Origin of the sequence: Archaeoglobus profundus DSM 5631, from assembly GCF_000025285.1 — an archaeon.
In the GTDB taxonomy this organism is placed as follows: domain Archaea; phylum Halobacteriota; class Archaeoglobi; order Archaeoglobales; family Archaeoglobaceae; genus Archaeoglobus_B; species Archaeoglobus_B profundus.
This window is the reverse complement of record NC_013741.1, coordinates 1040789-1067353: the sequence shown is the minus strand read 5'-3', so window position 1 is coordinate 1067353 and position 26565 is coordinate 1040789. Positions and strand designations below refer to the sequence as shown.

Sequence of the window (26565 nt, the reverse complement as noted above, 5' to 3'; positions counted from 1 at the left end):
TTAAACCTTTTGGTATCGAAAGAGTTTTAATAAGAGAGTTGAAATATTGTCCCAAGCCACGGTAGCTCAGCTGGCAGAGCGTTGCCTTGGTAAGGCAAAGGTCCCGGGTTCAAATCCCGGCCGTGGCTCTCATTTTTATTGGATTCTAAGATTCCTTTACCCTGACTTCGTTTGCAAACCAAAGAACCCTCTGCGGGAATGGAATTGTAATTCCATTCTTCTCAAGCTCGACCTTTATCTTCCATAGCAATCTCTTTTTAACATCGTACCACTCACTCACCGGCGCCCAAAACCTGACAACTATGTTTACGGAACTATCGCCTAAGTTATCTACAAAAACATCTGGACTAGGTTCCTTCAAAGCAAAAGGCTCTTCTTCGATAACGCCCTTTATAACCTCCACAGCTTTGTCAGCATCATCATCGTAACTTATTCCAATTATGTACTCAATCCTCCTCGCAACATTCGCAACGTAGTTGACGATGTTTGATGTAAACATCTTCTCGTTTGGAATCCTTACATACAGGCCGTTAAAAGTCCTAACAACCGTTGACATCACGTGTATATCTTCAACTATCCCGCTTACTCCTTCAACTTGTATTGCATCGCCTATCTTTATTGGTCTCTCCCAAAGCAGAAACAATCCAGAGACAAAATTTGAAACTACGCTCTGACTGGCAAAACCGATGACTATACCCGCAATACCTCCAGCCACTAAAAGACCGGAGAGATTCAATCCTAAGAGTGGTGTGACACCGAGAAAGGCAACTACGATTATACCATAATAGATGACCTTTGCTACGATTTCAAGCTGATCCCTTCTAACTTTATCAGCCAAAGCCCGCCTAACGTTTATCGTAACAACTCTGGCTATGAAAACAGCTATCAACATTACCACTACAACAGTCAGCGCATCTCTGACAGTCACTCCTTCATAAATCTCGTAACCTAGGATGTCTAACATAGCCCCCACTCCATCACAAAGCTCCTTTTCAATACCTGCAACTTCTTAGCAACGTAAATCTCTATAGCTTTTTTCATGTTGTAGTTGCCATCTAAAAACTGTGTTTCGGCAACTCCTCTCGATGTTACATTCATAACAGCTTTGGAAACTACTCTCGAATCGTCGTAGTATATCTTCATGCTGTAAACATCCAAAACCGTCTTTCCCACCTCAACCCAGTTGTCTGACGAATTCGAAATCTCGAGTTCTATGATGCCCTCTCTAAGGCAATCGAGCCTTGGTGGTGAAGTGTAAATGTCGCTTAACCAGTATCTGCATATGACACCCCTTCCCGGGGTTCCGTAGAGTGTATACTTCAAACTGTTAAGTGTAAAAACGTCGAGTACATTCAGGCTACTATCACTAACGACGAATACACCAATTTCAATTGGAAACGTTACATAGATAGTTAATTTCGATCTTGGCCCTACTACAACCTTCTCTTTAAACTCAATCTCTATCAAGCTTGTAATGTTCTTCGGCAAGTTTACTGGCTCAACTGGATTCAAAATAATCTTGCCAAAGCCCTTAATCCTTTTTGTCATCAAATCTCCTTTACATACCCTCTCGTAAACGTAGAAGTCACCATCACGCTCAATCGATAAGCAGAAGTTATCATTCTCAAGCTTTAGCTCTCCTAGGTTGTATTCTCCGTACACTCACTTAGATAAGTTCATATACATTTAAACGTTTTGAACTTGGTGAGAGTTGAATTTGGTGGTTTCAAAGATGCTTGGAAGGTCACATTTCCCGCACTTTTACTCTGCTTAATTTTCGACTTCGTAGGAGGAACTTTTCTGGGTGGTTACTTCGAAAAGTTGATGGTCAGCTATCCACTAATTCTGGTTGTTCTACCGGGAATAATGGGTTTAAGGGGAAACATATACGGAGCATTGGCATCGCGATTTACTACTTCTCTCTTCTTGGGTGAAATGAAACCGAGTTTAAGAGATAAAAAAGTCTTTGAAGGCTTGATCTTGGGAATAACTCTCTCTCTTTTACCAGTCATCCTCTTATGGTTTGTAGGATTTATTAAAGTTGGAAGGAATGCTTTGGAAGTTTTAGCAATTCTGCTATCTTCAACTATCTTTGTAAGCATATTGCTAAGTTACGCAACTGCTGTAGTTTCAGTAATTCCCTTTAGAAAGGGCGTTGACCCGGATGCCGTTGCTTCTCCTCTCGTAACCTCTATAGCCGATCTGCTAACAATACCCATGCTAATAGCTTTCATAATTTTCTTTGAAGTTGATAGAGGTTTGTTCTACATAGTCTTGGTAGCTTTGATTTTCACGTTCCTCGTACTACTCCTGAAGTTTAGGTTAGATAAGAGAGCGTTCTTTGAACTCTCAACGATTCTGGTAATACTTGCGATTGTTGAGGGAATCTCGGGTGGTATACTTGAAAGCTACAGCGAATACATATACAAGACATTTATACTAAGCATACTTTATCCGGCTGTTCTCGATAGCTTGGGGAATTATGGCTGTGTAATCGGTTCGAAAACCTCAACTAGGCTTCACTTAGGTGAGATAGACAAGCTATTTGACATAAGATCTGCCAGTGATATAGTTTCGCTACTCTCAACATCTATTCCCCTCTCTGTGATAATGTACTCCCTTGGATACATGATCTCAATCAACTTGGGAAAGTCTGTGAACATAAACTACGCGTTCTTCTTGCTTTATCCAATTGTCGTACTTGTAGTTATGTTCTTGGGATACCTCTTAGCCTTCGTATCTTACAGATTCGGCTTGGATCCCGACAACGTAACAGTTCCTACAATAACAACACTTGCCGACCTCATAGGAACGACCTTCACAGTTTTGATTGCCCTTTGGTAAACGTTTTATCCCACCAATTGACTTCAAGTCATGAATGTTACCCTGCATATCGACGGGAAGAGAATTCCAATGAACAAGTTCGTTCAGTCGATAGTTAGAGACGTTAACTTGGCAATAATTTCCAATCTTAAGGGGGTTGAGGAATGGAACGCGATAGAGATAAGAATAGAAAGATCCTCGAAAAAATTAGAGGAATAGAAATCCACGAGTACAAATCGGGTTTGAGTGTTGAAGAAGCTGAGAGACTCTACGGAGTCAAAGCTATTAAGCTCGCATCGAACGAGAATCCATACGGTCCAACTCCTAAGGTTTACGATGCTTTGAGGAACTTCAGTTTTTTTAACGTATACCCCAAAGAGATTCCCGAGCTTAAGCAGGCTTTAGCCGATTACTTGGGAGTTGAAGAGAGCAGGATAGTTTTGGGTGCCGGTAGCGACGGAGTAATGGATTCAATCTTCAAGATGTTTGTCGATAAGGGTGATGAGGTAATAATTCCTATCCCAACATTCTCATACTACCACACTCTCTCAAGCATCTACTCTGCTAGGGTCATTAACGTTGAAAGAAGGGAAGATTTTGGAATAGATGTGGATGCGATTCTAAATGCTGTAAGCAATAAGACTAAGCTTATATTCATCTGCTCGCCTAACAACCCAACGGGGAACTCTGAAAGGTTTGAGGATGTAAAAGCTATTGTTGAAAGTGTGGACTGTGCTGTATTCATCGATGAAGCTTATGCAGAATTTGCCGATGAAAATTTACTGAAGCTTTCAGATTACGAGAACGTCATAATTTCGAGGACATTCTCAAAAGCCTTCGGATTAGCCAATCTAAGAATAGGCTACGCTGTGATGGATGAAGAACTCGTCAAATACTACAAAGCTGTAAGTCCTCCTTTTCCAGTCTCTACAATTGCTCAGCTCTGTGCTCTGCAGTGTCTGGGAGATTTAGAATACATGAGAGATTGTGTTGAAAAAATTAAAGCTGAAAGGGAGAGGTTGTTTAGGGAACTGAAAAAGAGAGGAATCAAAGCTTTTCCATCCCAAGCAAACTTTCTTTTCACGAAATCTCCAATCAAAGCGAGCGAATTCGTCTTGGAGCTTATTAAAAGGGGTGTTATAGTTAGAGACTGCTCTAACTTCTTGGGTTGCGATGAATTCAGTGTTAGGGTGAGTGTTGGAAAGCCGGAAGAGAACGATGCATTCTTGAGAGCTTTAGACGATTTACTGGCAAATCTTTAAAACACCTTCCCCCTTTCCAACGAACTTCTTTAAACCCTCTTCGATAACGAATTCCACTTGATAGTAAATCGTAACGTTTTCGGAGTTCGAACTCACTACGAAGAATTCAAGCGTAACAGTCTCTTCACTTCCTAAGTCCTCTGATTCGAAAATGCTTGAGAGACCATCTCTACCCTGATGGAATTTGAAAGGTTTCCATCCGAACGGAAGCGTCATTAAATAGACCTCTGAAGGGTTGTCGGGAGTAATTTTAATTCTTAACGATCTTATAACTGTTCCTTCCTTGTGCCAGAGACTGAACCTAACCTTTTTTCCGAGTGTATCGACAGTTAGATGTGCCATATCCCTATCTCCATCGTAAAATTTCAGAACACTTCTCTGATCCTTCTGTTCAATCTTATATGTAAGTTCAGCGGGACTCATGAAGTATACAGCAACAATTCCAGCCACTACACATACTGCAACGGCTACTGCAAAATAAACCTTCTTCATAACAATCCCTCAATCAAAGTGCTTAGCGGAAACTTTAAGCTCTCCCATCTCCAAGCCGTAGCCCAACCTTTCCCTTATTATCACGTAGGCCATCTCCGGAGGAATTGCACCTATTTCGGTTACGATGAGGTCTATATATTCCCTTGGAGTAACATCAAAGGCGGGATTTCTCACTTTAACTCCCAAATTCAAGATTTCTTCGGGAGCAACCTCTCTAGCATCTCTTTCCTCTATGACGACCAGTTCACCGAATAGCGTGGCTGGGCTGAACTTGTAAGTTTCAGCACAAACCATAAACGGAACTCTTGACTCCCTAGCGCACAATGCGATCTGAGAAGTCCCTATTTTGTTTATCAAGGCTCCGTTCACCGTAATTGTGTCTGCACCCACTATAACGCAGTCTACATCCTTCATGAAGTAACGAACTGCTGAATCGACTATCAGTGTGGTTGGAATACCCTCTCCCGCAAGCTCCTTAACTGTCAGATGGCCCTGATAGCGCGGTCGGGATTCTGTGGCAATTACCTCTATATTCTTACCCTGTCTGAAGGCCGTTTTTATTACCATTAAAGCAGTTGAGGAGTTACAGTGCGTTAAAATGGTCCAACCGTCTTTAATCCTCTTAGCTCCTATTTCCCCAATCTTCTGCTTGGCTGTATCGACCCACCTTATAAATTCCTCAGCTCTCCTTATAGCATCAGCCTTCTTCTCTTCATCGTTCTCACCCTTGTACATCATGACGTAGTTTATTGCGTTGAATAGGCTAACAGCCGTTGGGCGCGTATTCATGAGGATTTCGCTTGCCTTTCTCATATTTTCATCGAAATCTTTCTCAACAGTCTTCGCAAATTCTTTGAGAGTCTCGGCCGCAAACCTCGCTATCCTGCTCGCACCTCTGACCTCCATGTTGATTATCTTCTTTGCAGATTCCTCAACGAGTTTAAAGTTCGGCATATTAAACGAACTCCAAACACCTTTTAATCGCTATCGGTATCTTCTCAAGCAAATCAACAGCCGTGAAGTTGTAACCTTTCTCCTCAAAGCAAATGTCTCCAGCTAATCCATTTACAAATGCTGAGGCCGAAGCACTCCAAAATGCATCGTTCAAAGCAAAAAATGCACCGGCAACCCCTGCTAAAACATCTCCAGTCCCCCCAACAGTCATACCAGCGTTCCCTGTTCTGTTGAACCTTACTCTTTCTCCATCAGTTATAACATCCTCTCTCCCCTTGAGCAGAATCACGGAATTTGTCTCCTTAGCAACTTTCATGACGTTTTCAATAGTCGGTTCTCCAAATACCTTCCTAAACTCCCCCGCATGGGGCGTCATAATGCATTCGACACCTTCAGGAATATCCTTCGTTATGGCTGAGGCATCCAAAACAACCTTCTTGACATTCTCAAGCTTCAAAAACTCTTCAACGAAATCTGTAAACTCGTCATTTCTCTCAACACCCATTCCCAAAACCGCAACGTGATATTTCTTCATAAGCTCGTTTAAGCTGCTTAAGTCACACAAATCGAGTTCCCTGACAATCAGATTAGGTGAGAAGCTTGCAACGACATTCTTTATATCTTTGGGAACAAGTGTTGTAACTAAATCCGCTCCAGCATAGTAACATGCCAGAGACGTTAAAGCTACTGCTCCGGTGTATCCTATTCCTCCTATAACTGCAATCCTTCCGTGAACACCTTTGTGTCCGCTTTCAAACCTCTTGTAAACTTTCTTAACATCGCCTACTCCAGCCAAATTCTCGAAGCTTTTTGGAATTCCTATATCCTTTACAACAAGTTCCCCAACGACATCCTTAGCTTTCAAAAGTCCCGGTTTAGGCTTGTGAAAAGTCACAGTCAAATCAGCCTTTACGCAAAGCTCGAATTCACCGGTATCTGGATTCAAGCCAGTTGGGACGTCAACTGCAATCTTAAAGGCTTTTGATTCATTTATAACTTCAACAGATTTAGCGTAAATTCCTCTCAGCTTGCCTCTAACACCCGTTCCGAGCATTCCATCTATAACAATGTCGGCTTCAAACTCCGGGATCTTATCTCTAATTTCAGTTATCTTATAGCCCGCTTTTTTGAGAATATCGAAGTTTCTCTTAGCTATTTCCGTTTTTATATCCTTACTTCTACCTAGAAGAAATACTTCTACATCGAAGTTCCTCAAAAACCTTGCACAGACAAATGCGTCTCCTCCGTTGTTTCCTAACCCAGCGAAGATTACCACTTTGCAGGGCTTAAACCTTTTAATAATCTCCTCAGCCAAGCCTCTTCCAGCGTTCTCCATCAGCTGAAGCCTTGAGAGACCAAAGTATTCACAGTTTATATCCAAAACAGCCATTTCTTCACTTGTTATTGTTTCCATGTTCTTCGTAGAGCAACCATTTTTAAAATGTTGATGATGTATCCCCATGGAAGAAGAGCTGAGAGAACATTTTGGCGATCTTTTGGATGAGGATACTCTTGAACTTTTAGTTAGATATGCTAGGGGGGAGAAGGTAAATCTCGAAGAGAGCTTTAGGGTTGAAGGAGTCGTTGTTGGTGTTGGCGATGTTTTGAAGATTAGAAGGGGCGATGATGTTTACGAAGTCCCTTTAGAATGCTGCAAGGATATGTTTGAATTGGGTTATCTAGTCAGGGTTAAGTCGAAGGTTGTTAGGAGTGAGAGGGACTTTGAGGTGGTTGGTGATGTTAGTAGGACTGTGCAGGGTATCTTCTTAGGAAAAAACGGCTCAAGGTTTGCTTTGGCAGTTGGAAATTCTGTTTGGATTTGTGTTGGAAACGTTGAATGCGATAGGGGAGATTTGATAGAAGTTAAGGGGTTCAATCAAGGTGAAAAGTTCTTCGTACTCGGCTATCGCAACTTAGGAAAGGCTGATGTGGGTGAAATGTGGACCAAGGTCAGGAATGTAATACCGCTTAAGTTGGTGAATTTAAGAGGTAGGGTGAGTGGACTTTCTGGAGAAAAAATTGTTAGAGGTAAGAAAATGGCGATAATCCATATATCCGACGACAGTGGTAGGATTAGAGTCTTTTTGTTGGGCGATAACGCCAGCTTATACAAGTATTTGGATGTAGGAGACTGGATCGAGCTCTACAATTGCTACGCAAGGATAGGATACGATGGTGAGATAGAGGTAGTTTGTGATGATGGGTTGGCGATAAAAGTTTTTTAAGACCTACATGAACTTGCGAACATGGAACAGAAACAGATAGTATACATAGGCCCAGTAATGCTCGACGAGCCTGAGATGTTCAGTTTGGACGAATTTGTTAGGCAAGCTATCGCTTTGGAGGCAGAAAGGCTGTTCTACTCAAACGGAAGACTGTTTCTCATAGACTATGAAACCCTTCACGGCATAATCGATGGGAAATTTGCGATAGTCGAGTTGATAACATACGCATCGTTCTGTGAAGTTGGAGACTTTAGAAATTGGGTTCTATATTATGGCAATGATGATGTTGTTGAGTATGTAGACCGCATAAAGGATATTCGAGGTGACATGACTATAATACCCGTTCTTAGAACTAATGATCGTTTCATACGGAAGGTTGAGGAGTACATAAATGCTGGCAAATACAAGAGTTTCATTATTAACGAGTAACGCTAAAAAATAGAAAGGTTATTAATGGCAACTCTTCTCAAGCTTTCGTCATGGAACTACTGTTCGCACTGACCTTACTCGCCGGACTTTACATGGCTTGGAACATTGGCGCAAACGATGCTGCAAATTCCATGGCTACATCTTATGGCAGTAAAGCCCTGACACTTAAGCAAGTCATAGTGGTCGGTTCGATCATGGAGTTCTGTGGTGCATTCTTCTTCGGTCACAGAGTTACGCACACGATAGCTAAGGGAATAGTTCCAATTGAGTTGCTTGATCAACATCTCGTGGTTGTGGGAGCCTTATCAGCTTTGCTCTCCGCAAGCTTATTTATCACAGTTGCTACGTATTTCCAACTTCCTGTCTCAACATCTCACTCCATAGTTGCTGCTATGCTTGGATTCGGTTTGGCTACGGCTTCTCAAGGTAGATTGGATATTGATCAGATAAACTGGGGTGTGATGGGTAAAATCGTTTTAAGCTGGGTGATATCGCCGATTTTCGGAGCTCTTCTTGCTTTCATAATATTTACGATCATAAGACTCACTCTTTTTGATAGATTTGATATAGATGTTGTGGAGAATGTGTTTAGATACCTTCAGGTTGGTACAGCCTGTTACGTTGCGTTTGCTCACGGGAGTAACGATGTTGCCAATGCTACAGGCCCTATAGCTGCGGCTTTGGGTTATTTGGGACAGGAAACACCAGTTTGGGTTCTTCTAATAGGTGGATTGGGGATATCGATTGGATTTGCGACTTGGGGTTACAGGGTTATAGAGACCGTTGGAAGGAGAATAACGGAACTTACACCTACGAGAGGATTCTCAGCAGAGTTTGCCACGGCAACAACTGTGCTACTTGCATCCTACCTCGGCATGCCCATATCTACAACACATACACTTGTGGGTAGTGTGATTGGTGTCGGTTTGGCTGGGGGATTGGCAAGCGTAAACTTAAAGATAGTTCAGAGAATTGTAGCATCTTGGGTACTTACCGTCCCAGTAGCTTGTGTGCTCTCAATAGCAATATACACCATATTGGTGATCTTCATATGAGGTTCGTTAGGAGTATATCGGACGTATTTGGATACTCACCATTTGAAGATCTGAAGAAGCATGCGGAGCTAGCAGCAAAGGCAGTCGGATTGCTGGAGAAGCAGTTTGAAGCTTACAGATTGAACGATGTGGATGAAGTTGAGAGGTTGAGAGAAGAAATAGATTCTCTTGAGCATCAGGCGGACATAATTAAGGAGGAGATAAGAAGTAAGGTGAAGTCCTCACTACTTTTGCCAGTAGATAGGCACGATCTGCTCAACTTCTTAGATGTTCAGGATGGGATAATAAACTACTGCGAGCATGTCGGACACATGTTAACGTTCAGAAAAATAAACGCTCCCGAAAGAATAATGGACGAATTCAGTGTTTTACTTTCGAAGTTGATGGAAACGATAAACGAGTATGAAGAACTCATAGAACATATGTCGAGACTTGTAGCATCATCATTCTCGAAAAAGGAGGTTGAAGAAGCGCTGGAACACGTTAAGAGAGTTGAGGAACATGAGCACGAATGCGATTTAATCCAGATAGGTTTACTAAACATGCTCTTCAACTCTGACATGAATCCTGTAGACATTCAGTTGGCAGTTCTCTGGGTAGTTCATCTAGGTGAGATAGCTAACTATGCGGCAAGATCCGCCGATAGATTCAGAACCATGATACTGGGAAGAAGTTAGCGGTGGAGCAAAACTTAAGAGTAACTATTTGAGCTCTTCACATTCACATTTGATCTTCCTGAACCACTAAAAATATTGTAGTGAACTCAAAATAAAATATCATAAAATATCTAACTTTGGTTTTTTTACTATCCCCTTCTTTTCAGCCATGTCGAACATTCTCTCCATTGCTTTTACTACACTCTCTGGCATCTCGTAGGTGTACTCATTAACGTACATGGTTGCAAACTTTTTTACCAAATCTCTGCTCATTCCTCTTGAATACTTCATGGCATAATCGACAGCTTCATCCACATTCTCCAATGCGTACTTTATGCTTTCCTTCATAACCCTCAGGAATTCCTTTTGATCCTCCTCAGGAATATCTCTACGTATTACGTTTACACCTAAAGGTAGGGGTAAACCCGTTCTTCCATACCAAAACTCCCAGAGATCCAGAACTTTTACAAGGTTGTGCATCTCATAAGTAATCTGACCTTCGTGTATAAGCAAACCGGCATCGACCTCCCCCCTTTTTACAGCATCTATTATCTTGTCGAATCTCATCTCCACAGCTTCAAATTCATCCAAAGCAAGCTTCAGGAGGAGTGTTGCCGTTGTGTACTTGCCGGGGATTGCTATCCTCTTACCTTCGAGCTCTATATCTCTCTTAGCGACAACCATCGGTCCGTATCCATCCCCAACACTGGCTCCGGCTGAAAGTATCCTGTATTTATCCTCAAGGTAAGCGTACGCATGAACTGATAACGCTGTAACATCCAACTTTCCTTCGAATGCCATTCTGTTCAGAGTTTCTATATCCTCTATCAGGTGCTCAATCTTCAGTCTCGTCTTTATCTTTCCGCTGATCATGGCGTAGAACATGAAGGCGTCATCTGCATCTGGCGTGTGTGCAACGATCATACCACTCGGACATTTGAGAACTTTTAAAATTCTTTTGATTAGATCGACAACCTTTATATTCTTACGAGTTCTTAAGAGCCCATGGAAATCGAGATTTGTGGGAGAACATTTAAAGCAGACATTAGGTGGGCTTACGATCTAAAACCGGTTCTCGCTTATCCGGAGGAACTTAAAGAGAATTTTCCTGCTTACCATATGTTCAGAGACGTTTACTACAGCAAAAAAGATCATGAAATTATCAAAGAGCACGGATTGAGGTTTGACATAACTGTGATTCCTCCAAACAAAATAGGTAAGGAATTCATAAAGACGTTCGGTCACTACCACCCCTTAGCTGAAGACAACTTGAGCTATACGGAGATTTATGAGGTTCTAAAAGGAGAGGCAATATATTTGCTTCAGAAAGTTGAAGGTGATAAAGTCGTTGATGTTGTTGCAATTGAAGCTGGGGAGGGAGACAAGGTCATAATTCCTCCAAACTACGGTCATGTAACTATAAATCCTTCAAACAAAGAGCTTAGGATGGCTAACTGGGTTTACAGGCACTTTAAATCCAATTACGAGCCTTACGAACGATTAAGAGGAGCATGCTACTACTACACCGAAGATGGATGGATAAGGAATCCCAACTATGGTGAAGTTCCGGATATAAGATTTGTCAAGCCTAAAATACCGAAAGAATTGGGATTAAGAAAAAGTGAGGAAATGTACAAGCTTGTGAGGGATTTGAGTAAACTCGAGTTCCTCTACAGACCTTCGAAGTATCTAGACTTGTTCGAGGAGATACTAAAAGGTTAAATACATGTAGGGTCAGGGAGAAGGGGGGATGTAGATGGGTTGGAAGTCTCACGGCTTCAGGTTCAAATCTGGAAGAAAGCTCAGAAAGAAGATAAGGGAGAAAGGGATAAAGATCAGTAGAGCCTTGCAGACGTTTGAGGTTGGAGACAGAGTTCACATCGATATTGATCCAGCCGTTCACAAGGGAATGCCCCATCCAAGGTTTCAGGGTAGGACTGGAGTTGTGATAGGACAGAGGGGAAGGGCTTACCTAGTAAGAGTTAGAGATGGCAACTCCTACAAGACACTCTTTGTAAGACCTGAACATCTCAAGCCTCAAAAATCTTAACTTTTTTTGGAGGTGTTTTTCATGTTCAAAGAAGTTAAGGAGTTTGATTACATAACAATAGCCGAGGCTAAAGAGTTAATGGAGAAGATAGCAGAGGAGAGGCAGAAGAGAGCTGAGCTCTTATTTGAGACTAGAAGAGCTCTAAAGCATCTCAGGACATTTGCAAGATTGCCAGCTGATAAAGCTAAAGAGTTAGTTGAGGAATTGTTAAAGCTTCCGCAAGTCCCCAACAAGGAGATTGCTGTCAAGCTTGTCGATATCATGCCTCGAATCCCAGATGAAGTTAGGATAATATACGCTAAGGAGAAGATTACGCTAACTCCTGAAGAGATCGAACAAATTTTGGATGTTATTAATAAATATAGGTGATCAAATGAAGAAGGGCAGGAAGATCGATAAGGAGAAGCTTGAAGATTATGCTTACGTATTGGACTTCCTGCCCTACGGTCATCCCGATGATAAGAGACCCTTGCATAAGAGGGAGCCTCTGGCTCAGGTTGTTGGTGAGAAGTTCTTTACGCTCTTGGAAGTTAGTGTTAAGAAAGATAAAAATCCCCTCGTCGGAGATAGAGTCTATATAGGTAAGGACTTAATGCAGAGGGATGTTGTTAACAAGATAAAGAGAAGATTGAGATACGAGGAGTTAACCGCTACGGCAAAATCTGAGTTGCCCTACGTTCTCGAGCAAATAGTTAAGCAACAGGAAGATAGATTTGTAGAATTTTTTAACAAAGCAGAATCCATAACTACAAAGCTTCATCAGCTCGAGCTTTTACCCGGGGTAGGGAAGAAGACTATGTGGGCGATAATTGAGGAAAGGAAGAAAGAACCTTTCAAGAGTTTTGAAGATATTGCAAAAAGAATTAAGATAGATCCTGTTAAGTGCATTGTTCAGCGTATAATCTACGAGCTTCAAAATCCTAATACGAAGTACAAGCTGTTCACACTCTAAGTTACTATCTCTGGCAATCTTCCGTCAGTTAAAGCTCTTTTTATCTCCATCATCGTCAGATCCAGCGGATCTTCAATCCTTACTCCGTGTTTCAAGCTGAGATTTCTCATTTCTGGTGATGTTGGTCCTATGCAGGGATCTCCGGGAACTCTCATAGACACGTCGAAAACTACAAACTCGAGCTTAGTATCGTCCTCTGGTGAGTAGGCAACTGCACCTTGCAATCCGAAGAGTCCAATTATGCCAGGCGGATACTCCTTTTCGCAAGTCCTTATGAACTTCTCTGCAGTCTCATAAACCATGTCCTGCTTACTTTCTCTCATCGTAACTCCAAAGTGCCCTATCTCCTCGTTTTTCACTGGAACATTTATTTTGAGCTGATCTTTAGCTGGTAGATTCAAGAATCCCTGAAGATTTACCTGTCTTCTATCACTAAAACCGACAAAATCGAAGTCGCCAAATACATCCTTCAAAGCGTAGCTGTGGAAGTTTGCGTTGAATCTGGCACCTAGAACGTATTCCTCGATCCTCGCATTCTTTAAACCTTCTTCATCTATAACACCAGCCTTTATGAGCTCCTCAGCCTGTCTGTAGTAATCCTCTGGTGAGTTTGCGTAGAAGAAAGCTCTCTCTAAAGGATTCTTAGCTTGTTGGACTTTAACAATCACCAAGCGATCAATCTCCTCTGGCGATTTAAACTCCTTTGGAATCCTTATACCAGCTTTCTTAAGGAGGTAGTACTGCCCTCTCTCGTAATTTCTCTCTTCAGCCCTTAGAAGGAATCTGTTACCATATATCGGAACTTCAAATTTCTTTTCTATTTCGTCATAGCCCACGTAAACTGCGAAGCTCCTATTCGGAATGAATATCGTGTTCATTTCTCTCAACTTTTCCTGAACTTCGTCGTTTATCATGTCTTTGAAGCGATCGAGAATTATGAACTCATCGTAGAGCCAGCGATTGTACTTTGTGTAGAGCTTATCCCTTCCCCTCTGAACAACAACAACCGTCTTAAATCCCCAAGCCTTTGCAGACATTCCGATCTCTTTTGCTGAGTGGGAACCGAATATACCGATCGTTACATCCCTGTAATCCTCAACCAACTTCCTCACCTTATCGGTTATCATGATCTCACCTCTCTACATATAGCAGTGTTAAAAGTCATCTCACCCATGGACTTTATATATCTACATATCTCAAGCAGGGGGCCAATCTCGCAGTAGGATTTTTCTTTTAGAGAGAGAATGTTTTCTTCGATTGTGGTTGCCATATCTATTAGGTTTCTGCTCATAATCGTGTCCCCTCTGAAGTAGACATCAACAGCTATATTGAACAGTTTTTTCAAATTTCGAAATATTTCAAAGAACTCGCCGCAGAAGTAGTAGTCTATTGAGATGTCGTAGAGAGAGTCTGCAATCTCTTCAAGCAACTTTGCAATCGCTCTCGATTCGATATTTACAACTAATTCATCAATACTTGAAGATTCGAACACGTTTTTGTAGATCATTCTCAGTGCGAGAATGTAAAATCTATCGGCATCTTCCTCAAGTTTTTTAACAGTTTCAGATGTTGTTTTGTCGTTTAAAATCTGTTCTATGTTCTCGAACATATCGAATACTATTTGACAGAGCCTTCTTATTGCTTCTTTAACGTTAAACGATGTAGTAAGGCATTTGAGAACTACTCTGTTCGAATTAGCATCGATTACCTCCATTCCAACAAGATTTTTTATGCATTCTCTTATCTTCTTTATTGATTCTCCATCTACATTCTCGACAACGATTTCATCTACTCCTTGTATGTAAAGACTGTAAAAGAAGTGCTTTATATATCCTTCATCCATCTTCGGCAACCTAACGGTTATCTTATTCTCACGGCTATACGGTGGAACTATCTTCAAGCTTTGGTTAAATTCAATGAGAATTACTTCATCGCCCCTCTTGAGGTTATTTCGCTTAACCCAGCTCTTAGGTAAACTTATCATATAACTCGAGCCACCGACGACTTGGAGCTTTCTTTTTTCCATGTCAATACGTATCTATACGTATCTTAAGTCTTTTGCTCACTTCAACCTCTTTTTCATTATCTTCTTCGAATTTTCAAAAACTTCTTTGGTATCCTCTATCCCAGCACCTCTTAATATCTTTTCTGCAAGCTCTACACTTACGAAATCGCCCGGGCTATGTGCATCGTTGTTTAAGACGAATTTGCATCCTACATAAGTTCCTACTTTAACTACATGCCCGTTGGTTAAGCAATGTCCCTTTCTCGTAGTAATTTCTAGGTATATTCCATTTTCCTTTGCAAGTTCAGCAGTCTTCACATCAATTAATCCGGGATGAGCTAAGATGTCTATCTCTTCCTGAACAGCATAGTAGTTAGTTCCTTCCATAACAGGTTCGACTATCGTTTCTCCATGGACCACCACAATCTCTGCACCCTCCTTCCAAGCCATCTCCACAGCTTTACCTATTAGTTTAGGCGGAACATGCGTTATCTCTACTCCAATTAACACGGGGATTTCGTAGTCGTCTCTCACGTCCTTTAGTTTCTCAAGTGATTTTAGTATTGATGAAATGTTTGAGAAGTCCGCATGGTCTGTTATCGCAACACCCTCGTATCCTATCTCCGCACACCTTCTCACAATTTCAGATGGTATCAATTCACCGTCACTAAACACCGAGTGAACATGTAGATCTATCATCAATTTTGAACTCAAAGCAATAATTTTTGTATTTAACGCAACTCACACAAAAGATTTATATATCCGTCGGTTCTAGGGCTTGAACACATCTGAAAGGCTTGAGCACAAGCCTTATAAATCTTGAAATTGCAAACACATGTAGTAACCGCGGGTCCGGCAAGGACCCCGACAGGGCGTAAAGCCCAGGATGGGGGGTAGAGTTCCCACCCGCGGTATAGGTGGTGAGGGCGTGCAAAGGCGCACGCCCAAGATGGGCTTGCCAGCAGGGTAGACCGGTGGGCGTGGGACGTATTCACCGTCCCTCCCCCGCCAATTCTGGTTGATCCTGCCAGAGGCCGCTGCTATCCGGCTGGGACTAAGCCATGGTAGTCATGGGGCGCGGGCCCTTCGGGGTTCGCGCACCGGCGGACAGCTCAGTAACACGTGGCCAACCTACCCTCGGGAGGGGGATAACCCCGGGAAACTGGGGCTAAACCCCCATAGGGGATGGGTGGTGGAATTCCCCCATCCCCGAAAGTGTGCCACTCCCGTAAGGGGTGGCACAGCCCGAGGATGGGGCTGCGGCGGATTAGGTAGTTGGCGGGGTAACGGCCCGCCAAGCCGAAGATCCGTACGGGCCATGAGAGTGGGAGCCCGGAGATGGACCCTGAGACAAGGGTCCAGGCCCTACGGGGCGCACCAGGCGCGAAACCTCCGCAATGCGGGAAACCGCGACGGGGTCAGCCGGAGTGCCCGCGCATCGCGCGGGCTGTCGGGGTGCCTAAAAAGCACCCCACAGCAAGGGCCGGGCAAGGCCGGTGGCAGCCGCCGCGGTAATACCGGCGGCCCGAGTGGCGGCCACTATTATTGGGCCTAAAGCGTCCGTAGCCGGGCTGGTAAGTCCCCCGGGAAATCTGGCGGCTTAACCGTCAGAATTCCGGGGGATACTGCCAGCCTAGGGACCGGGAGAGGCCGGGGGAATTCCCGGGGTAGGGGTGAAATCCTATAATCCCGGGAGGACCACCTGTGGCGAAGGCGCCCGGCTGGAACGGGTCCGACGGTGAGGGACGAAGGCCAGGGGAGCGAACCGGATTAGATACCCGGGTAGTCCTGGCTGTAAACGATGCGGGCTAGGTGTCGGGCCAGCTACGAGCTGGCCCGGTGCCGGAGGGAAGCCGTTAAGCCCGCCGCCTGGGGAGTACGGCCGCAAGGCTGAAACTTAAAGGAATTGGCGGGGGAGCACGACAACGGGTGGAGCCTGCGGTTTAATTGGATTCAACGCCGGGAAGCTTACCGGGGGAGACAGCTCGATGAAGGTCGGGCTGAAGACCCTACCAGAGTAGCTGAGAGGTGGTGCATGGCCGCCGTCAGTTCGTACTGTGAAGCATCCTGTTAAGTCAGGCAACGAGCGAGACCCGCGCCCCCAGTTGCCAGCGGGTCCCTTCGGGGATGCCGGGCACACTGGGGGGACTGCCGGCGCTAAGCCGGAGGAAGGTGCGGGCAACGGCAGGTCCGTATGCCCCGAATCCCCCGGGCTACACGCGGGCTACAATGGCCGGGACAATGGGTACCGACCCCGAAAGGGGGAGGTAATCCCCTAAACCCGGCCCCACCTGGGATCGAGGGCTGCAACTCGCCCTCGTGAACCTGGAATCCGTAGTAATCGCGCCTCAAAATGGCGCGGTGAATACGTCCCTGCTCCTTGCACACACCGCCCGTCACGCCACCCAAGTGGGCCAGGGGCGAGGCCCGCTCCTAAGGGGCGGGTCGAGCCCAGGGTCCGCGAGGGGGGCGAAGTCGTAACAAGGTAGCCGTAGGGGAATCTGCGGCTGGATCACCTCCTAACGGAGCGACGCCCACCGGGCCCAATTGCTGGCAAGCCCATGGGCTCGTAGCTCAGCCTGGTAGAGCGCCGCCTTTGCAAGGCGGAGGCCTCGGGTTCAAATCCCGACGAGTCCATTATTACATGCACCCGGCGATGAAAGTCGTCGGGGAAGGGTTGATGCCCCAATCTGGGGCAGGTGAAACCGTGTAGAGGTCGTCCCCAGATGCAAACTGGGACCGGCTATCCCGGCGTATCCCGGCCGGTGGATGGCTCGGCTCGGGCGCCGACGAAGGGCGTGCCAAGCTGCGAAAAGCCCGGGGGAGGCGCATGGAGCCGTAGAACCCGGGATCCCCGAATGGGCAATCCTGCCCCTTCGGGGGCGCTCCCGCATGGGAGCGGGAACGCGGGGAAAGGAAACATCCGAGTACCCGCAGGAAAAGAAAGCAAACGCGATGCCGTGAGTAGGGGCGACCGAAAGCGGCAGAGCCCAAACCGAACCCCTAGCCGAAAGGCTAGGGGGATGTGGTGTTGCAGGTACTCCCCGTTAGCACCCGAGGGGTGAAGCCGAAGTCCGCTGGAATGCGGCGCCGTAGAGGGTGATAGCCCCGTAGGCGTAAGCCCCGAGGGTGTGGGGAGTTACCTGAGTACCGCGGGTTGGAATTCTCGCGGGAAGCTGGGGGGCACCAACCCCCAAGGCTAAATACGTCCCGAGTCCGATAGCGCACTAGTACCGTGAGGGAAAGCTGAAAAGAACCCCGAGAAGGGGAGTGAAAAGAGCCTGAAACCGGCCGGGGATAGTGAGCAGTGGCCCGAAAGGCAACCCCGCCGAAGGAAAGCGCCGAGAGGCGCGAGTACGAGGCGGGGCATGCCGGGGTCACTGCGTACGTTTTGAAAAACGGGCCAGGGAGTGTACGGTAGGGGCGAGGCTAAGGGCTGCAAGCCCGAAGCCGAAGGGAAACCGAAAAGCCCGCAGCCCGTAAGGGTGAGGGGCGGGGTGTGCTCGCCCTATAGTCCCTACCGTACGACCCGAAGCCGGGCGATCTAGGCGGGGGCAGGGTGAAGCGGGTCGAAAGACCCGTGGAGGCCCGCAGGGGTGTTGATGTGCAAATCGCTCCCCTGACCCCCGTCTAGGGGTGAAAGTCCAATCGAGCCCGGGGATAGCTGGTTCCCCCCGAAACATACCGCAGTATGACCCGCCCGGAGGTAGGCGGTGGGGTAGAGCACTGATTGGGGGAGCCGGGGGGTGAAACCCTCGCCCCCCTGTCAAACTCCGAATCCACCGCCGCCGTAGATGGGCGGAGTCGGGGCACGGGGGTAAGCTCCGTGTCCGCGAGGGAGACAACCCAGACCGGGGTTAAGGCCCCTAAGTGCCGGCTAAGTGTAAACGATAAAGGAGGTCCCGGGCCGAAGACAGCTGGGAGGTAGGCTTAGAAGCAGCCATCCTCTAAGGAGTGCGTAACAGCTCACCAGCCGAGGCTCGGGGCGCCGAAAATGGACGGGGCTCAAGCCGGCCGCCGATACCCCGGGGCGCCGAAAGGCGATCCGGTAGGGGGGCGTGCCGATGGCGTAGAAGCCCGAGGCGTAAGCTCGGGTGGAGCCGTCGGTAACGAGAATCCTGGCGGTAGTAGCAGCGTAGTCGGGTGAGAATCCCGACCGCCGGAAGGGCAAGGGTTCCACGGCTATGTTCGTCAGCCGTGGGTTAGCCGGTCCTAACCCCGCCCGTAACTCGGCGCGGGGGAAAAGGGAAGCCGGTTAATATTCCGGCGCCGCCCGCCCGGCCGCCTCACGGCGGTTGCCGCTTACGCGGCCCCGACGCCTCGGGATAGGCCGAGCCGGTGCCGCCAGCCGGTCCAAGCGCCGAAGCCCCCGGAGTTCCGTAATGGAGAGAAGGGGGTGAAGGCGTGATGGCGTAAGTCGGCCGACTCCTGGGGCCCGTGAAAAGGGGGGCGGGAGGACCGTACCGAGAACCGACACAGGTGCCCTGGGTTAGCAGCCTAAGGCGTGGCGGAACACTCCGGCCGAGGGAAATCGGCAAATTGGCCCCGTATCTTCGGTAGAAGGGGTGCCTGCGGTCTTCGCTTATGCGGGGACCGCAGGTCGCAGTGACTTGGGGGGGCGACTGTTTACTAAAAACACAGGGGGCTGCAACCCCGTAAGGGTTAGTACAGCCCCTGAGTCCTGCCCAGTGCGGGTACCTGAAAGCCGGGTTCAACCGGCCGAAGGGCCCGTAAACGGCGGGGGTAACTATGACCCTCTTAAGGTAGCGTAATACCTTGCCGCTTAATTGGCGGCTTGCATGAACGGATTAACGACCCCCCCACTGTCCCCGGCCGGAAGCCGGCGAACCCGACATCCCAGTGAAGAGTCTGGGGACCCCCGATGGGAAGCGAAGACCCTGTGGAGCTTTACTGCAGCCTGCCGTTGCCTCACAGCTGGAGGTGCGCAGCGTAGGCGGGAGGCGCCGAAGCCCGGTCTCCGGGCCGGGTGGAGCCGTCCATGAGACACCGCCCACCTCCAGCTGTGGGGCTAACCGCTTCGTGCGGGACATCGGTAGGTGGGCAGTTTGGGTGGGGCGCCACTCCCCCGAAAAGGTATCGGGGGAGCCCAAAGGTCGGCTCAGGCGGGTCAGAACTCCGCCGTAGAGTGCAAGGGCAAAAGCCGGCCTGACGTGACCCCGCACAATAAGGGGTCACGAGCCGAAAGGCGGGCCTAGCGAACCACCCTGGCCTCTTGGTGAGGCCGGGTGACGACAGAAAAGCTACCCCAGGGGTAACAGAGTTGTCCCCGGCGAGAGTTCATATCGACCCGGGGGTTTGCTACATCGATGTCGGCTCTCCCCATCCTGGCCGTGCAGCAGCGGCCAAGGGTGAGGTTGTTCGCCTATTAAAGGGGATCGTGAGCTGGGTTTAGACCGTCGTGAGACAGGTCGGTTGCTATCTATCGGGGGTGTCTGGGCGGCTGAGGGGAAGGAGGCCCTAGTACGAGAGGAACGGGCCTCCGGCGCCACTGGTCGACCGGTTGTCCGGCAGGGCACTGCCGGGCAGCTACGCGCCATGCGGCTAAAGGCTGAAAGCATCTAAGCCTGAAGCCGTCCCCGAAAAGAGCCGCCCTTGAGGGCGCGGGTAGAAGACCCGTTTGATAGGACCGGGGTGTAAGCGGCGAGCCCGTAAGGGCGAGCCGTTCAGCCCGCGGTCACTAAAGCCCGAAGGGATGGCCGGTCCCAGGCATAAGCTGGGGACGACCTCTACACGGTTGAGCAAAAACTCAAACTCTATATACTCTTAACTTCTTAAACATTCTTGTGTATCGAATAACCGTTAGAGGTATAGTTCAAGGCGTAGGATTTCGACCTTTCGTTTACAGGTTGGCAAAGTCGATGAATTTGAAGGGTTACGTCAAGAACACGGGAACTGGTTGTGTCGAGATTGTAATAGACAGGAACGTTGACGAGTTTATAAGGCGTTTAAAGGAGGAAAAACCACCAATTGCCGAGATTCACGAAGTTGAAGTTGAGGAAATTCCCGATCTAAACTTTAACGACTTTGTAATCGAAAAGAGCGGAGGTAAGAAGGGAGGATTATCTCTACCACCTCCCGATGTGGCGTTATGCAAATTCTGCCTCAAGGAGCTTTTCGATCCAAAAAACAGAAGATACCTTTATCCTTTTATCTCATGCACGGACTGCGGACCACGTTTTTCTGTGGCGATAAAGCTTCCTTACGATAGGGAAAACACAACCTTCAACGAGTTTCCGTTATGCGATGAATGTCAAAAGGAGTATTGGAACGTCCTTGATAGGAGATACTACGCCCAATCCATAGCCTGCCCAAAATGTGGGCCTCAATACGAGCTAATTTACGGTGGCAGGATAATCAAAGGTCTCGATGCGATAATTAGAGCTGCCGAATTGATAGACGAGGGTAGGATGGTAGCTATCAAGGGAATCGGTGGATATCATATAGCATGCATAACAGACGATGATGTAGTTTTCAAGCTGAGAGACAAACTTGGAAGACCTCAGCAACCCTTTGCGATCATGGCAAGAAACTTGGAAGTTGTTAGGAAGGTTGCTTACGTCAGCGAGGATGAAGAGAGGGAGATGACCAGCTACATTCGACCTATAACCGTTCTTAAGAAGAGGAATCCCAACGAATTCTTTGCAGTTGCTCCTTATCTCAACACAATCGGAGTCATGCTCCCCTACTCTCCTCTCCACTACATCCTCTTTAACTACCTCAAATCGGATTTTATTGTGATGACTTCCGCAAACAAGCCCGGTGAACCGATGTACATAGATGACGGCGTTTTTAGCTTAGAGCTGGATGCTTATCTCAGGCACAATCTGAAGATACACAACAGAGTAGATGACTCCGTTATAAAGTTCGTTGGAAGGAGAAGGCTGATAATTCGTAGATCGAGAGGATTTGTTCCCAAAGTTATAGAGCTTAAAGGATGTTTGGATGGACTGGCTGTTGGTGCGGAACTTTACAATTCGATAACTTTGGTTAAAGATGGAAAAGCCATAGTTTCGCAGTACATAGGTAACACGGCAAACTTCAAGACGTTCAACGAATTCTTCAAGAGGGCTGTTGATTTCTTCACGAATTTCATTGATTTAAAGCCGAAGTACATCGCATGCGATTTGCATCCTCTTTACAACACGACTAACTTCGCTGAAAGGCTTTCGCGAAAGCTCAACATCCCGCTTTACAAAGTCCAGCATCACTTTGCCCATGCTCTCTCCGTGATGGCTGAGAGGGGAATAGACAAGGCTATAGCCATAACTGTGGATGGAGTCGGTTACGGTTTCGATGGCACGATCTGGGGAGGAGAAGTCTTGCTGATAGACTTTGAGAGGGGCACTTTCAAGAGAGTGGGAAGACTTGAGAGGTTTAGGTTAATAGGTGGTGATTTGGCAACGAAATACCCCTTAAGGGTTCTGTTTTCTCTACTTTACAACGCAAAGAGGCTGGATCTTCTCGATGGCTATGAGAAGTATTTGAGAAAGGGGGAAAGCTTTGAGATATTTGAGAGTTTCCACGAAACTGGCATAGCTACAACATCGATGGGTAGAGTTTTGGATGCCGTCTCAGCCATGCTAAAGATCTGCTTCGAAAGAACTTACGAGGGAGAGCCTGCGATGAAGCTGGAAAGTGTTGTTGAACCCTTTGAATGTGAAGTTAAACCGAGAATAGATGTAGTTAGAGAAGACAGCGTTTACTCAAAGCCCTACGTTGATGAAGAGTTTAATGTGAAGTCGGGTGATGTGAGAGTCATAAGGATTTCGGATTTCATTGCGAATTGCATGGAAGAATATTTGGAGGGCGAGAGCAAAAGTAAGATAGCCTACAAGGTCATGAAGTATCTGGCTGAAGGATTTGCTGAAATCGTTAAAGATTACAATTATCCCGTAGTTGCGAGTGGTGGCGTGTGCTTTAACTCCTACTTCATTCCTCTGATTGAAGAGCACGTAGATGTTTACGTAAACGAAAAGGTTGCATGCGGTGACAACGGCATAAGCTTTGGTCAGGCTTATATAGGGAAGTTCTTGAACAATCTTTAAAGCCGATGATGAGCCGTCGGACTCCTGAATTGTGATGAAGCATACCTGGTCTGAGGAAACAATTAATAGTCACATATCTAATCAACACCATGCTGATCCGCAGGGAGGATGGTGCCGGCGGTAAGTACATGGCCGAGTTCCTGAAGAAACACATAATTTCGAGATTCGGTGATAATAGGCTTGGAGAAATTTCTCTTGCCGATATGGACGATTCTTCAGATTTCGACGGCTACGTATTCACAACGGATTCCTACGTAGTTTCTCCACCCATATTTAGGGGTGGGAGTATAGGGAGTTTAGCCGTGTGTGGCACTGCAAACGATTTAGCGGTAATGGGTGCGAAGCCCTACGCAATGTCCCTGGCTCTGATAATTCAGGAGGGATTTAAGGTTAGTGATTTCGAGAAGATAATGAATGATGTCGAGAGGTGGGTTAAGGAGTTGGACGTAAAGTTAATAACGGGTGATACAAAAGTAGTCTCGGCAAACGTCGAAATAATAGCCAACACGTCTGGAATTGGAATAAGAAATTCGGCTTTAGATCACAACATATCAGTTGTTAAGGAGTACAGGGATTACCCCTATAACTGGGTCAGGGATTGCGGTTTAAGAGAGGGAGATGCCATAATAGTTAGCGGATGTGTAGCAGATCATGCCGTCGCAATAATGCTCTCGAGGGAGTTTGATTTTGATATAGACGTTCAGTCCGATGTCTACCCAGTCTGGCTGTTCGTTAAAGAAGCCTTGGAGGTTGGTGGCATCACAGCTATGAAAGATCCGACAAGAGGTGGCTTAGCCAACGCCTTAAACGAGCTTGCTGAAAAGAGTGGGGTTGGAATTTACATCGAAGAGGAAAGGATTCCCATAAGGGAGGAAGTTAAAGGATTTTGCGAAGTTTTGGGCTTAGATCCCCTGAGTATGGCAAATGAGGGAAAGGTTGTTATGGGTGTCGTTGAGGATATGGCTGAGGACGTATTGAAAGCTCTGCACAAAGCTGGTCAGAAGTATGCGGAAATAATAGGTTACGCTACTTCCGAATTCGAAGAAGTTGTGGTAGAGACAGAAATAGGGACTAAAAAGGTTTTACCACCTCCGACAGCCGACCCCATTCCGAGGGTGTGTTAGTTAAGTGAGGGAGCTTAGTAAATTATTTCACCTAAAGCATCTTTTTCTATCGCTACTCGTATCTCCCTCGCAATTCTCCTACCCATATACATGTTCTCTCCCCAAAGCACGTAGGAATACGGAGAAATCGGTACCCCCACATTCGTTCCAGCTACAATTCTAGCGGAAACTTCAAAGACGTACATCTCAGCGTTGTCATCGAAAACAGTTTCCAAGCAGAACGGGCCAACCATTCCTGGGTAGGCGATCTCCTTTGAAACTTCCACTACAGCTTTGGCCGATTCCAAAGCCTCTGCAAGTAAACTCTCTCTCAATACAATTGGAAAGTTCCCAATTACCGTATAGCTCGTGAAAACACCCGATTTAATCTGAATTTCCGCTGGAATCCTACCAATTCCGTCAATTGCTTCATACCTTCTGTCTATCGATATTAACTCTACCCTTTCGTTCATCGGTGAGTAAAAGAATGAGAAGTATACATTTGCTCCGACTATATACTCCTGAATCTCTATATCATCCAAACTTTCAACCAAACCCTCAGCTTTCAGCTTTTCGAACTTCTTGTAGAAATCATCCCTGTTCGCGACCAAAAAGTAACCCCTTCCCCCCATAGCACCGTGATACTTGACTATAGCGATTCCGTCTATCTCTTCAGGCTTCAAACTCCTCGGCATCCTTAAACCCGCCATTTCAAGCCACTTTCTCTGCTTGAACCTGTCAGTTTCCCAAATCATAAGCTCCCTGTTCCCAAAAAACGGAACTCTTATCTTGTTTAACTGACCCAAGTAAGCGTTGAAAGAGCCGTGAGGGATGAGAATGACGTTATCTTTTATAAGTCTATCTTGAAAACTGTCATTTAAAAGCTCTTTAAAATCATCAACTTCAATTATCTCGTCAGCAACACCGAAACTCTCGTATATTATCCTCTCCTTTGGTCTGCAGATGCAAACCGTTTCAAAACCTTCGTCTTTAGCTCCCTTAAGTATGTTTAAGGCGGAATGACTTCCGAGAGTTCCAATCTTTATCTCGTCGAGATCGTAATCTCTCAACACTTTGAGAATCTTCTCCCTCATGATGCTCTGTGGGTTGACCTTTTATATTGACTTAACGGTGTTATTCGTATGAAGGTTGATAGAGTTGATAGATCAGACATCGTCGTAATAAAAAGTGGCGAGTTCTATGAGGTCTACGAGAAAGGAGAGCTCGTTGCAAAGTTTTCAACGAAGTTCGACATTCTGAAGGTTTTATCTTCAATGGGCTACGATAATTTGAACGTTGAAGGCGTTAAGAATTATGAAAGCCCTTTAGCAATCTTCAATAAGCTCATGAGAGAAAACGATGGGACATACGGTGCTTTGGCAATCTTCACAGGTATTGTAAAAGAGTTCACGGATGGAAAGAAAGTCAAGTACGTTAAAGTTAATGTCGATGTTGAGGAACTTGAAAAGAAAATTAAAAGTCTGTCGAGTGATGCAAAAGTCGTGTTGTACCATAGAAACGGTTCGCTAAAACCAAAGGAACCGATACTGCACTTAGGAATCATGACTAAAACAAGGTTTGAGCTTTTTAATCTCTTGAGTAGAGCAGTCGATCTTATTAAAGAAGAGCATAGCAAGGGGTTCGTAGAAGTTTATGAGAGCTAAGCTCTACATTTTGCTTTTTATTGCTGTATTGGCTGTATCTTCAGCTTCAATCCTCGTAGTGTTGACCTCAGCACCAGGAGTAGTTTCTGCATTCTGGAGATTGACTTTTTCGCTACCAATAGTCCTGCTACTTTACAGACCAAGGCTGAGAGTAGCTAACATCAAACTACCATTGATCGCTGGTTTCGCTCTCTCAGCGCATTTTGCCCTGTGGATGGAATCTTTATTTCACGCTTCCGTCGCAGTCAGCACTGCGATAGTCTGTATGCACTCTATATTTTCGGGAATATTTTCAAGTCTTTTCGGTGAGAAACCGAAACCTAATCATGTAATCGGCGTTATCATTGCGATATTAGGTGTTTACCTGTTAAGCGGGGCGGATTTTAGAGCTGACTTCATCGGTATAGCGTTTGCATTCTTGGGGGCGGTATTCGGAGGGTTGTACTTCGCAATTGGAAGGCTTGCAAGGTTTGAAGATTTTTCATCTTATATATTTTTAACGTACCTCTTTGCAACTGTGTTTGCCCTCTTCATCTGTCTTTTGACTGGAGTCGATCTCGTCGGTTACCCACTAAGGACTTGGCTTTTCTTCATACTACTTGCTGTTATTCCGATGATGCTCGGACATACCCTGCTAAACTACGTGCTCAGGTACATGCATGTTGTTCCAGTGACTGCAAGTGTGATAGGTGAAGTAGTAGGATCCGCTATACTGGCTTATCTAATACTTGGTCAAGCTTTGAGCGTAGTTGCTTACTTGTATATAGTTATAATTCTCTTAGGGATTGCGATCACACTTTTCAGAACGTAATTTTTAAAATTTCGTCAA

At 46.2% G+C, this 26565-nt stretch carries 25 protein-coding genes, 2 tRNA genes and 2 rRNA genes; 19 read left to right on the top strand and 10 right to left on the bottom strand.

Annotation, left to right across the window (positions count from 1 at the left end):
* Positions 1–55 precede the first annotated feature (55 nt).
* Positions 56–128 (top strand) — tRNA-Thr (locus tag ARCPR_RS06260).
* Between the two features lie 17 nt (positions 129–145).
* Here the strand turns inward: ARCPR_RS06260 and ARCPR_RS06255 are convergent.
* Together ARCPR_RS06255 and ARCPR_RS06250 are read right to left on the bottom strand one after the other, a co-directional pair.
* Positions 146–964: a mechanosensitive ion channel family protein gene (locus ARCPR_RS06255; protein ID WP_012940636.1), complete on the bottom strand. Its 819-nt coding sequence runs from the start codon at positions 962–964 to the stop codon at positions 146–148.
* Entirely contained in the window at positions 958–1662 is a 705-nt protein-coding gene (locus tag ARCPR_RS06250) for a DUF432 domain-containing protein (RefSeq protein WP_012940635.1), read from the bottom strand. Before ARCPR_RS06250 ends, ARCPR_RS06255 begins: the two co-directional genes overlap by 7 nt.
* Positions 1663–1704: 42 nt before the next feature.
* Here ARCPR_RS06250 and ARCPR_RS06245 point away from each other — a divergent pair, with 42 nt between their 5' ends.
* From ARCPR_RS06245 to hisC, 3 genes are read left to right on the top strand one after another with little or no spacing between them, the layout of a single operon-like run.
* Positions 1705–2844: a magnesium transporter gene (locus ARCPR_RS06245; protein ID WP_012940634.1), complete on the top strand. Its 1140-nt coding sequence runs from the start codon at positions 1705–1707 to the stop codon at positions 2842–2844.
* 30 nt (positions 2845–2874) lie between these two features.
* Entirely contained in the window at positions 2875–3042 is a 168-nt protein-coding gene (locus tag ARCPR_RS09790; protein WP_012940633.1) for a hypothetical protein, read from the top strand.
* Positions 2988–4085 (top strand): histidinol-phosphate transaminase, encoded by a 1098-nt coding sequence (hisC, locus tag ARCPR_RS06240; protein WP_012940632.1) that lies wholly within the window; start codon positions 2988–2990, stop codon positions 4083–4085. Before ARCPR_RS09790 ends, hisC begins: the two co-directional genes overlap by 55 nt.
* Here the strand turns inward: hisC and ARCPR_RS06235 are convergent.
* Genes ARCPR_RS06235 through ARCPR_RS06225 form a run of 3 tightly spaced genes read right to left on the bottom strand, consistent with a single transcriptional unit; the run spans position 4068 to position 6945 of the window.
* Positions 4068–4577, bottom strand: a complete 510-nt coding sequence (locus ARCPR_RS06235; RefSeq protein ID WP_012940631.1) for a hypothetical protein — start codon at positions 4575–4577, stop codon at positions 4068–4070. The two genes, hisC and ARCPR_RS06235, sit on opposite strands and share 18 nt — an antisense overlap.
* Positions 4578–4586: 9 nt before the next feature.
* The gene (locus tag ARCPR_RS06230) at positions 4587–5531 is read right to left on the bottom strand and encodes a ribose 1,5-bisphosphate isomerase (RefSeq protein ID WP_012940630.1); all 945 of its coding nucleotides are present in this window, start codon (positions 5529–5531) and stop codon (positions 4587–4589) included.
* Between the two features lies 1 nt (position 5532).
* Positions 5533–6945, bottom strand: a complete 1413-nt coding sequence (locus ARCPR_RS06225; protein WP_012940629.1) for a bifunctional ADP-dependent NAD(P)H-hydrate dehydratase/NAD(P)H-hydrate epimerase — start codon at positions 6943–6945, stop codon at positions 5533–5535.
* A gap of 46 nt (positions 6946–6991) precedes the next feature.
* Here ARCPR_RS06225 and ARCPR_RS06220 point away from each other — a divergent pair, with 46 nt between their 5' ends.
* The 4 genes from ARCPR_RS06220 to ARCPR_RS06205 are packed head-to-tail and all read left to right on the top strand — an operon-like array spanning position 6992 to position 9917.
* Positions 6992–7756 carry an OB-fold nucleic acid binding domain-containing protein gene (locus ARCPR_RS06220; RefSeq protein ID WP_012940628.1) on the top strand — a complete coding sequence of 255 codons (765 nt, stop codon included), beginning with the start codon at positions 6992–6994 and terminating at the stop codon, positions 7754–7756.
* Positions 7757–7777: 21 nt separating this feature from the next.
* Positions 7778–8185: a hypothetical protein gene (locus ARCPR_RS06215; RefSeq protein ID WP_012940627.1), complete on the top strand. Its 408-nt coding sequence runs from the start codon at positions 7778–7780 to the stop codon at positions 8183–8185.
* A gap of 50 nt (positions 8186–8235) precedes the next feature.
* Positions 8236–9240: an inorganic phosphate transporter gene (locus ARCPR_RS06210; RefSeq protein ID WP_012940626.1), complete on the top strand. Its 1005-nt coding sequence runs from the start codon at positions 8236–8238 to the stop codon at positions 9238–9240.
* Positions 9237–9917, top strand: coding sequence for a TIGR00153 family protein (locus ARCPR_RS06205; protein WP_012940625.1), 681 nt, complete (start codon positions 9237–9239; stop codon positions 9915–9917). Before ARCPR_RS06210 ends, ARCPR_RS06205 begins: the two co-directional genes overlap by 4 nt.
* 99 nt (positions 9918–10016) lie before the next feature.
* Here ARCPR_RS06205 and ARCPR_RS06200 read toward each other — a convergent pair whose 3' ends face one another.
* The gene (locus ARCPR_RS06200; protein ID WP_012940624.1) at positions 10017–10820 is read right to left on the bottom strand and encodes a menaquinone biosynthesis family protein; all 804 of its coding nucleotides are present in this window, start codon (positions 10818–10820) and stop codon (positions 10017–10019) included.
* A gap of 81 nt (positions 10821–10901) precedes the next feature.
* Between ARCPR_RS06200 and ARCPR_RS06195 the strand changes: the two genes are divergently transcribed.
* Genes ARCPR_RS06195 through ARCPR_RS06180 form a run of 4 tightly spaced genes read left to right on the top strand, consistent with a single transcriptional unit; the run spans position 10902 to position 12898 of the window.
* The gene (locus ARCPR_RS06195) at positions 10902–11618 is read left to right on the top strand and encodes a glucose-6-phosphate isomerase family protein (RefSeq protein WP_012940623.1); all 717 of its coding nucleotides are present in this window, start codon (positions 10902–10904) and stop codon (positions 11616–11618) included.
* 34 nt (positions 11619–11652) lie between these two features.
* Positions 11653–11946, top strand: coding sequence for a 50S ribosomal protein L21e (locus ARCPR_RS06190; protein WP_012940622.1), 294 nt, complete (start codon positions 11653–11655; stop codon positions 11944–11946).
* 21 nt (positions 11947–11967) lie between these two features.
* Positions 11968–12315, top strand: coding sequence for an RNA polymerase Rpb4 (locus tag ARCPR_RS06185; protein ID WP_012940621.1), 348 nt, complete (start codon positions 11968–11970; stop codon positions 12313–12315).
* A 4-nt stretch (positions 12316–12319) separates the two neighbouring features.
* The gene (locus ARCPR_RS06180; protein ID WP_012940620.1) at positions 12320–12898 is read left to right on the top strand and encodes a DUF655 domain-containing protein; all 579 of its coding nucleotides are present in this window, start codon (positions 12320–12322) and stop codon (positions 12896–12898) included.
* On the opposite strand, the gene ARCPR_RS06175 is transcribed toward ARCPR_RS06180, so the two are convergent.
* Genes ARCPR_RS06175 through ARCPR_RS06165 form a run of 3 tightly spaced genes read right to left on the bottom strand, consistent with a single transcriptional unit; the run spans position 12895 to position 15602 of the window.
* Positions 12895–14025 carry a formate--phosphoribosylaminoimidazolecarboxamide ligase family protein gene (locus ARCPR_RS06175; RefSeq protein WP_012940619.1) on the bottom strand — a complete coding sequence of 377 codons (1131 nt, stop codon included), beginning with the start codon at positions 14023–14025 and terminating at the stop codon, positions 12895–12897. The two genes, ARCPR_RS06180 and ARCPR_RS06175, sit on opposite strands and share 4 nt — an antisense overlap.
* Complete coding sequence (locus ARCPR_RS09395; protein WP_012940618.1) at positions 14022–14924, bottom strand: phosphate signaling complex PhoU family protein; 903 nt, start codon at positions 14922–14924, stop codon at positions 14022–14024. The genes ARCPR_RS06175 and ARCPR_RS09395 overlap by 4 nt, the downstream gene beginning before the upstream one ends.
* Positions 14925–14960: 36 nt before the next feature.
* A complete protein-coding gene (locus ARCPR_RS06165) occupies positions 14961–15602 on the bottom strand; it encodes a histidinol phosphate phosphatase domain-containing protein (protein ID WP_012940617.1) in 642 nt (213 codons plus the stop codon).
* Positions 15603–15914: 312 nt separating this feature from the next.
* Between ARCPR_RS06165 and ARCPR_RS06160 the strand changes: the two genes are divergently transcribed.
* The 5 genes from ARCPR_RS06160 to hypE all read left to right on the top strand — a co-directional run bounded on the left by ARCPR_RS06160 (position 15915) and on the right by hypE (position 24093).
* Positions 15915–17424 (top strand): 16S ribosomal RNA (locus ARCPR_RS06160).
* A 42-nt stretch (positions 17425–17466) separates the two neighbouring features.
* A tRNA-Ala gene (locus ARCPR_RS06155) sits at positions 17467–17540 on the top strand.
* Between the two features lie 104 nt (positions 17541–17644).
* Positions 17645–20622 (top strand): 23S ribosomal RNA (locus tag ARCPR_RS06150).
* Together the 16S and 23S rRNA genes with 1 tRNA gene alongside form the textbook arrangement of a ribosomal RNA operon.
* Positions 20623–20707: 85 nt before the next feature.
* On the top strand, positions 20708–22969 hold the full coding sequence (hypF, locus tag ARCPR_RS06145; RefSeq protein ID WP_012940616.1) for a carbamoyltransferase HypF: 2262 nt from the start codon (positions 20708–20710) through the stop codon (positions 22967–22969).
* 89 nt (positions 22970–23058) lie between these two features.
* Positions 23059–24093: a hydrogenase expression/formation protein HypE gene (hypE, locus tag ARCPR_RS06140; RefSeq protein WP_012940615.1), complete on the top strand. Its 1035-nt coding sequence runs from the start codon at positions 23059–23061 to the stop codon at positions 24091–24093.
* 14 nt (positions 24094–24107) lie between these two features.
* Here the strand turns inward: hypE and ARCPR_RS06135 are convergent, their stop codons facing one another.
* Positions 24108–25166: a formate--phosphoribosylaminoimidazolecarboxamide ligase gene (locus ARCPR_RS06135; RefSeq protein ID WP_012940614.1), complete on the bottom strand. Its 1059-nt coding sequence runs from the start codon at positions 25164–25166 to the stop codon at positions 24108–24110.
* Positions 25167–25214: 48 nt separating this feature from the next.
* Here ARCPR_RS06135 and ARCPR_RS06130 point away from each other — a divergent pair, with 48 nt between their 5' ends.
* Positions 25215–25736: a molybdenum cofactor biosynthesis protein MoaE gene (locus ARCPR_RS06130; protein ID WP_012940613.1), complete on the top strand. Its 522-nt coding sequence runs from the start codon at positions 25215–25217 to the stop codon at positions 25734–25736.
* A complete protein-coding gene (locus ARCPR_RS06125) occupies positions 25726–26547 on the top strand; it encodes a DMT family transporter (RefSeq protein WP_012940612.1) in 822 nt (273 codons plus the stop codon). The genes ARCPR_RS06130 and ARCPR_RS06125 overlap by 11 nt, the downstream gene beginning before the upstream one ends.
* Positions 26548–26565 lie beyond the last annotated feature (18 nt).

Bases quoted from the DNA above. Each gene is read 5' to 3' on its own strand.
- hisC (WP_012940632.1), top strand. From the start codon at position 2,988: ATGGAACGCGATAGAGATAAGAATAGAAAGATCCTCGAAAAAATTAGA.
- ARCPR_RS06185 (WP_012940621.1), top strand. From the start codon at position 11,968: ATGTTCAAAGAAGTTAAGGAGTTTGATTACATAACAATAGCCGAGGCT.
- ARCPR_RS06180 (WP_012940620.1), top strand. From the start codon at position 12,320: ATGAAGAAGGGCAGGAAGATCGATAAGGAGAAGCTTGAAGATTATGCT.
- ARCPR_RS09790 (WP_012940633.1), top strand. From the start codon at position 2,875: ATGAATGTTACCCTGCATATCGACGGGAAGAGAATTCCAATGAACAAG.
- ARCPR_RS06165 (WP_012940617.1), bottom strand. From the start codon at position 15,602: ATGATAGATCTACATGTTCACTCGGTGTTTAGTGACGGTGAATTGATA.
- ARCPR_RS06215 (WP_012940627.1), top strand. From the start codon at position 7,778: ATGGAACAGAAACAGATAGTATACATAGGCCCAGTAATGCTCGACGAG.
- ARCPR_RS06195 (WP_012940623.1), top strand. From the start codon at position 10,902: ATGGAAATCGAGATTTGTGGGAGAACATTTAAAGCAGACATTAGGTGG.
- ARCPR_RS06225 (WP_012940629.1), bottom strand. From the start codon at position 6,945: ATGGAAACAATAACAAGTGAAGAAATGGCTGTTTTGGATATAAACTGT.
- ARCPR_RS06175 (WP_012940619.1), bottom strand. From the start codon at position 14,025: ATGATAACCGATAAGGTGAGGAAGTTGGTTGAGGATTACAGGGATGTA.
- hypE (WP_012940615.1), top strand. From the start codon at position 23,059: ATGCTGATCCGCAGGGAGGATGGTGCCGGCGGTAAGTACATGGCCGAG.
- ARCPR_RS09395 (WP_012940618.1), bottom strand. From the start codon at position 14,924: ATGGAAAAAAGAAAGCTCCAAGTCGTCGGTGGCTCGAGTTATATGATA.
- ARCPR_RS06205 (WP_012940625.1), top strand. From the start codon at position 9,237: ATGAGGTTCGTTAGGAGTATATCGGACGTATTTGGATACTCACCATTT.
- ARCPR_RS06135 (WP_012940614.1), bottom strand. From the start codon at position 25,166: ATGAGGGAGAAGATTCTCAAAGTGTTGAGAGATTACGATCTCGACGAG.
- ARCPR_RS06220 (WP_012940628.1), top strand. From the start codon at position 6,992: ATGGAAGAAGAGCTGAGAGAACATTTTGGCGATCTTTTGGATGAGGAT.
- ARCPR_RS06125 (WP_012940612.1), top strand. From the start codon at position 25,726: ATGAGAGCTAAGCTCTACATTTTGCTTTTTATTGCTGTATTGGCTGTA.
- ARCPR_RS06230 (WP_012940630.1), bottom strand. From the start codon at position 5,531: ATGCCGAACTTTAAACTCGTTGAGGAATCTGCAAAGAAGATAATCAAC.
- ARCPR_RS06255 (WP_012940636.1), bottom strand. From the start codon at position 964: ATGTTAGACATCCTAGGTTACGAGATTTATGAAGGAGTGACTGTCAGA.
- ARCPR_RS06200 (WP_012940624.1), bottom strand. From the start codon at position 10,820: ATGATCGTTGCACACACGCCAGATGCAGATGACGCCTTCATGTTCTAC.
- ARCPR_RS06190 (WP_012940622.1), top strand. From the start codon at position 11,653: ATGGGTTGGAAGTCTCACGGCTTCAGGTTCAAATCTGGAAGAAAGCTC.
- ARCPR_RS06210 (WP_012940626.1), top strand. From the start codon at position 8,236: ATGGAACTACTGTTCGCACTGACCTTACTCGCCGGACTTTACATGGCT.
- ARCPR_RS06235 (WP_012940631.1), bottom strand. From the start codon at position 4,577: ATGAAGAAGGTTTATTTTGCAGTAGCCGTTGCAGTATGTGTAGTGGCT.
- ARCPR_RS06130 (WP_012940613.1), top strand. From the start codon at position 25,215: ATGAAGGTTGATAGAGTTGATAGATCAGACATCGTCGTAATAAAAAGT.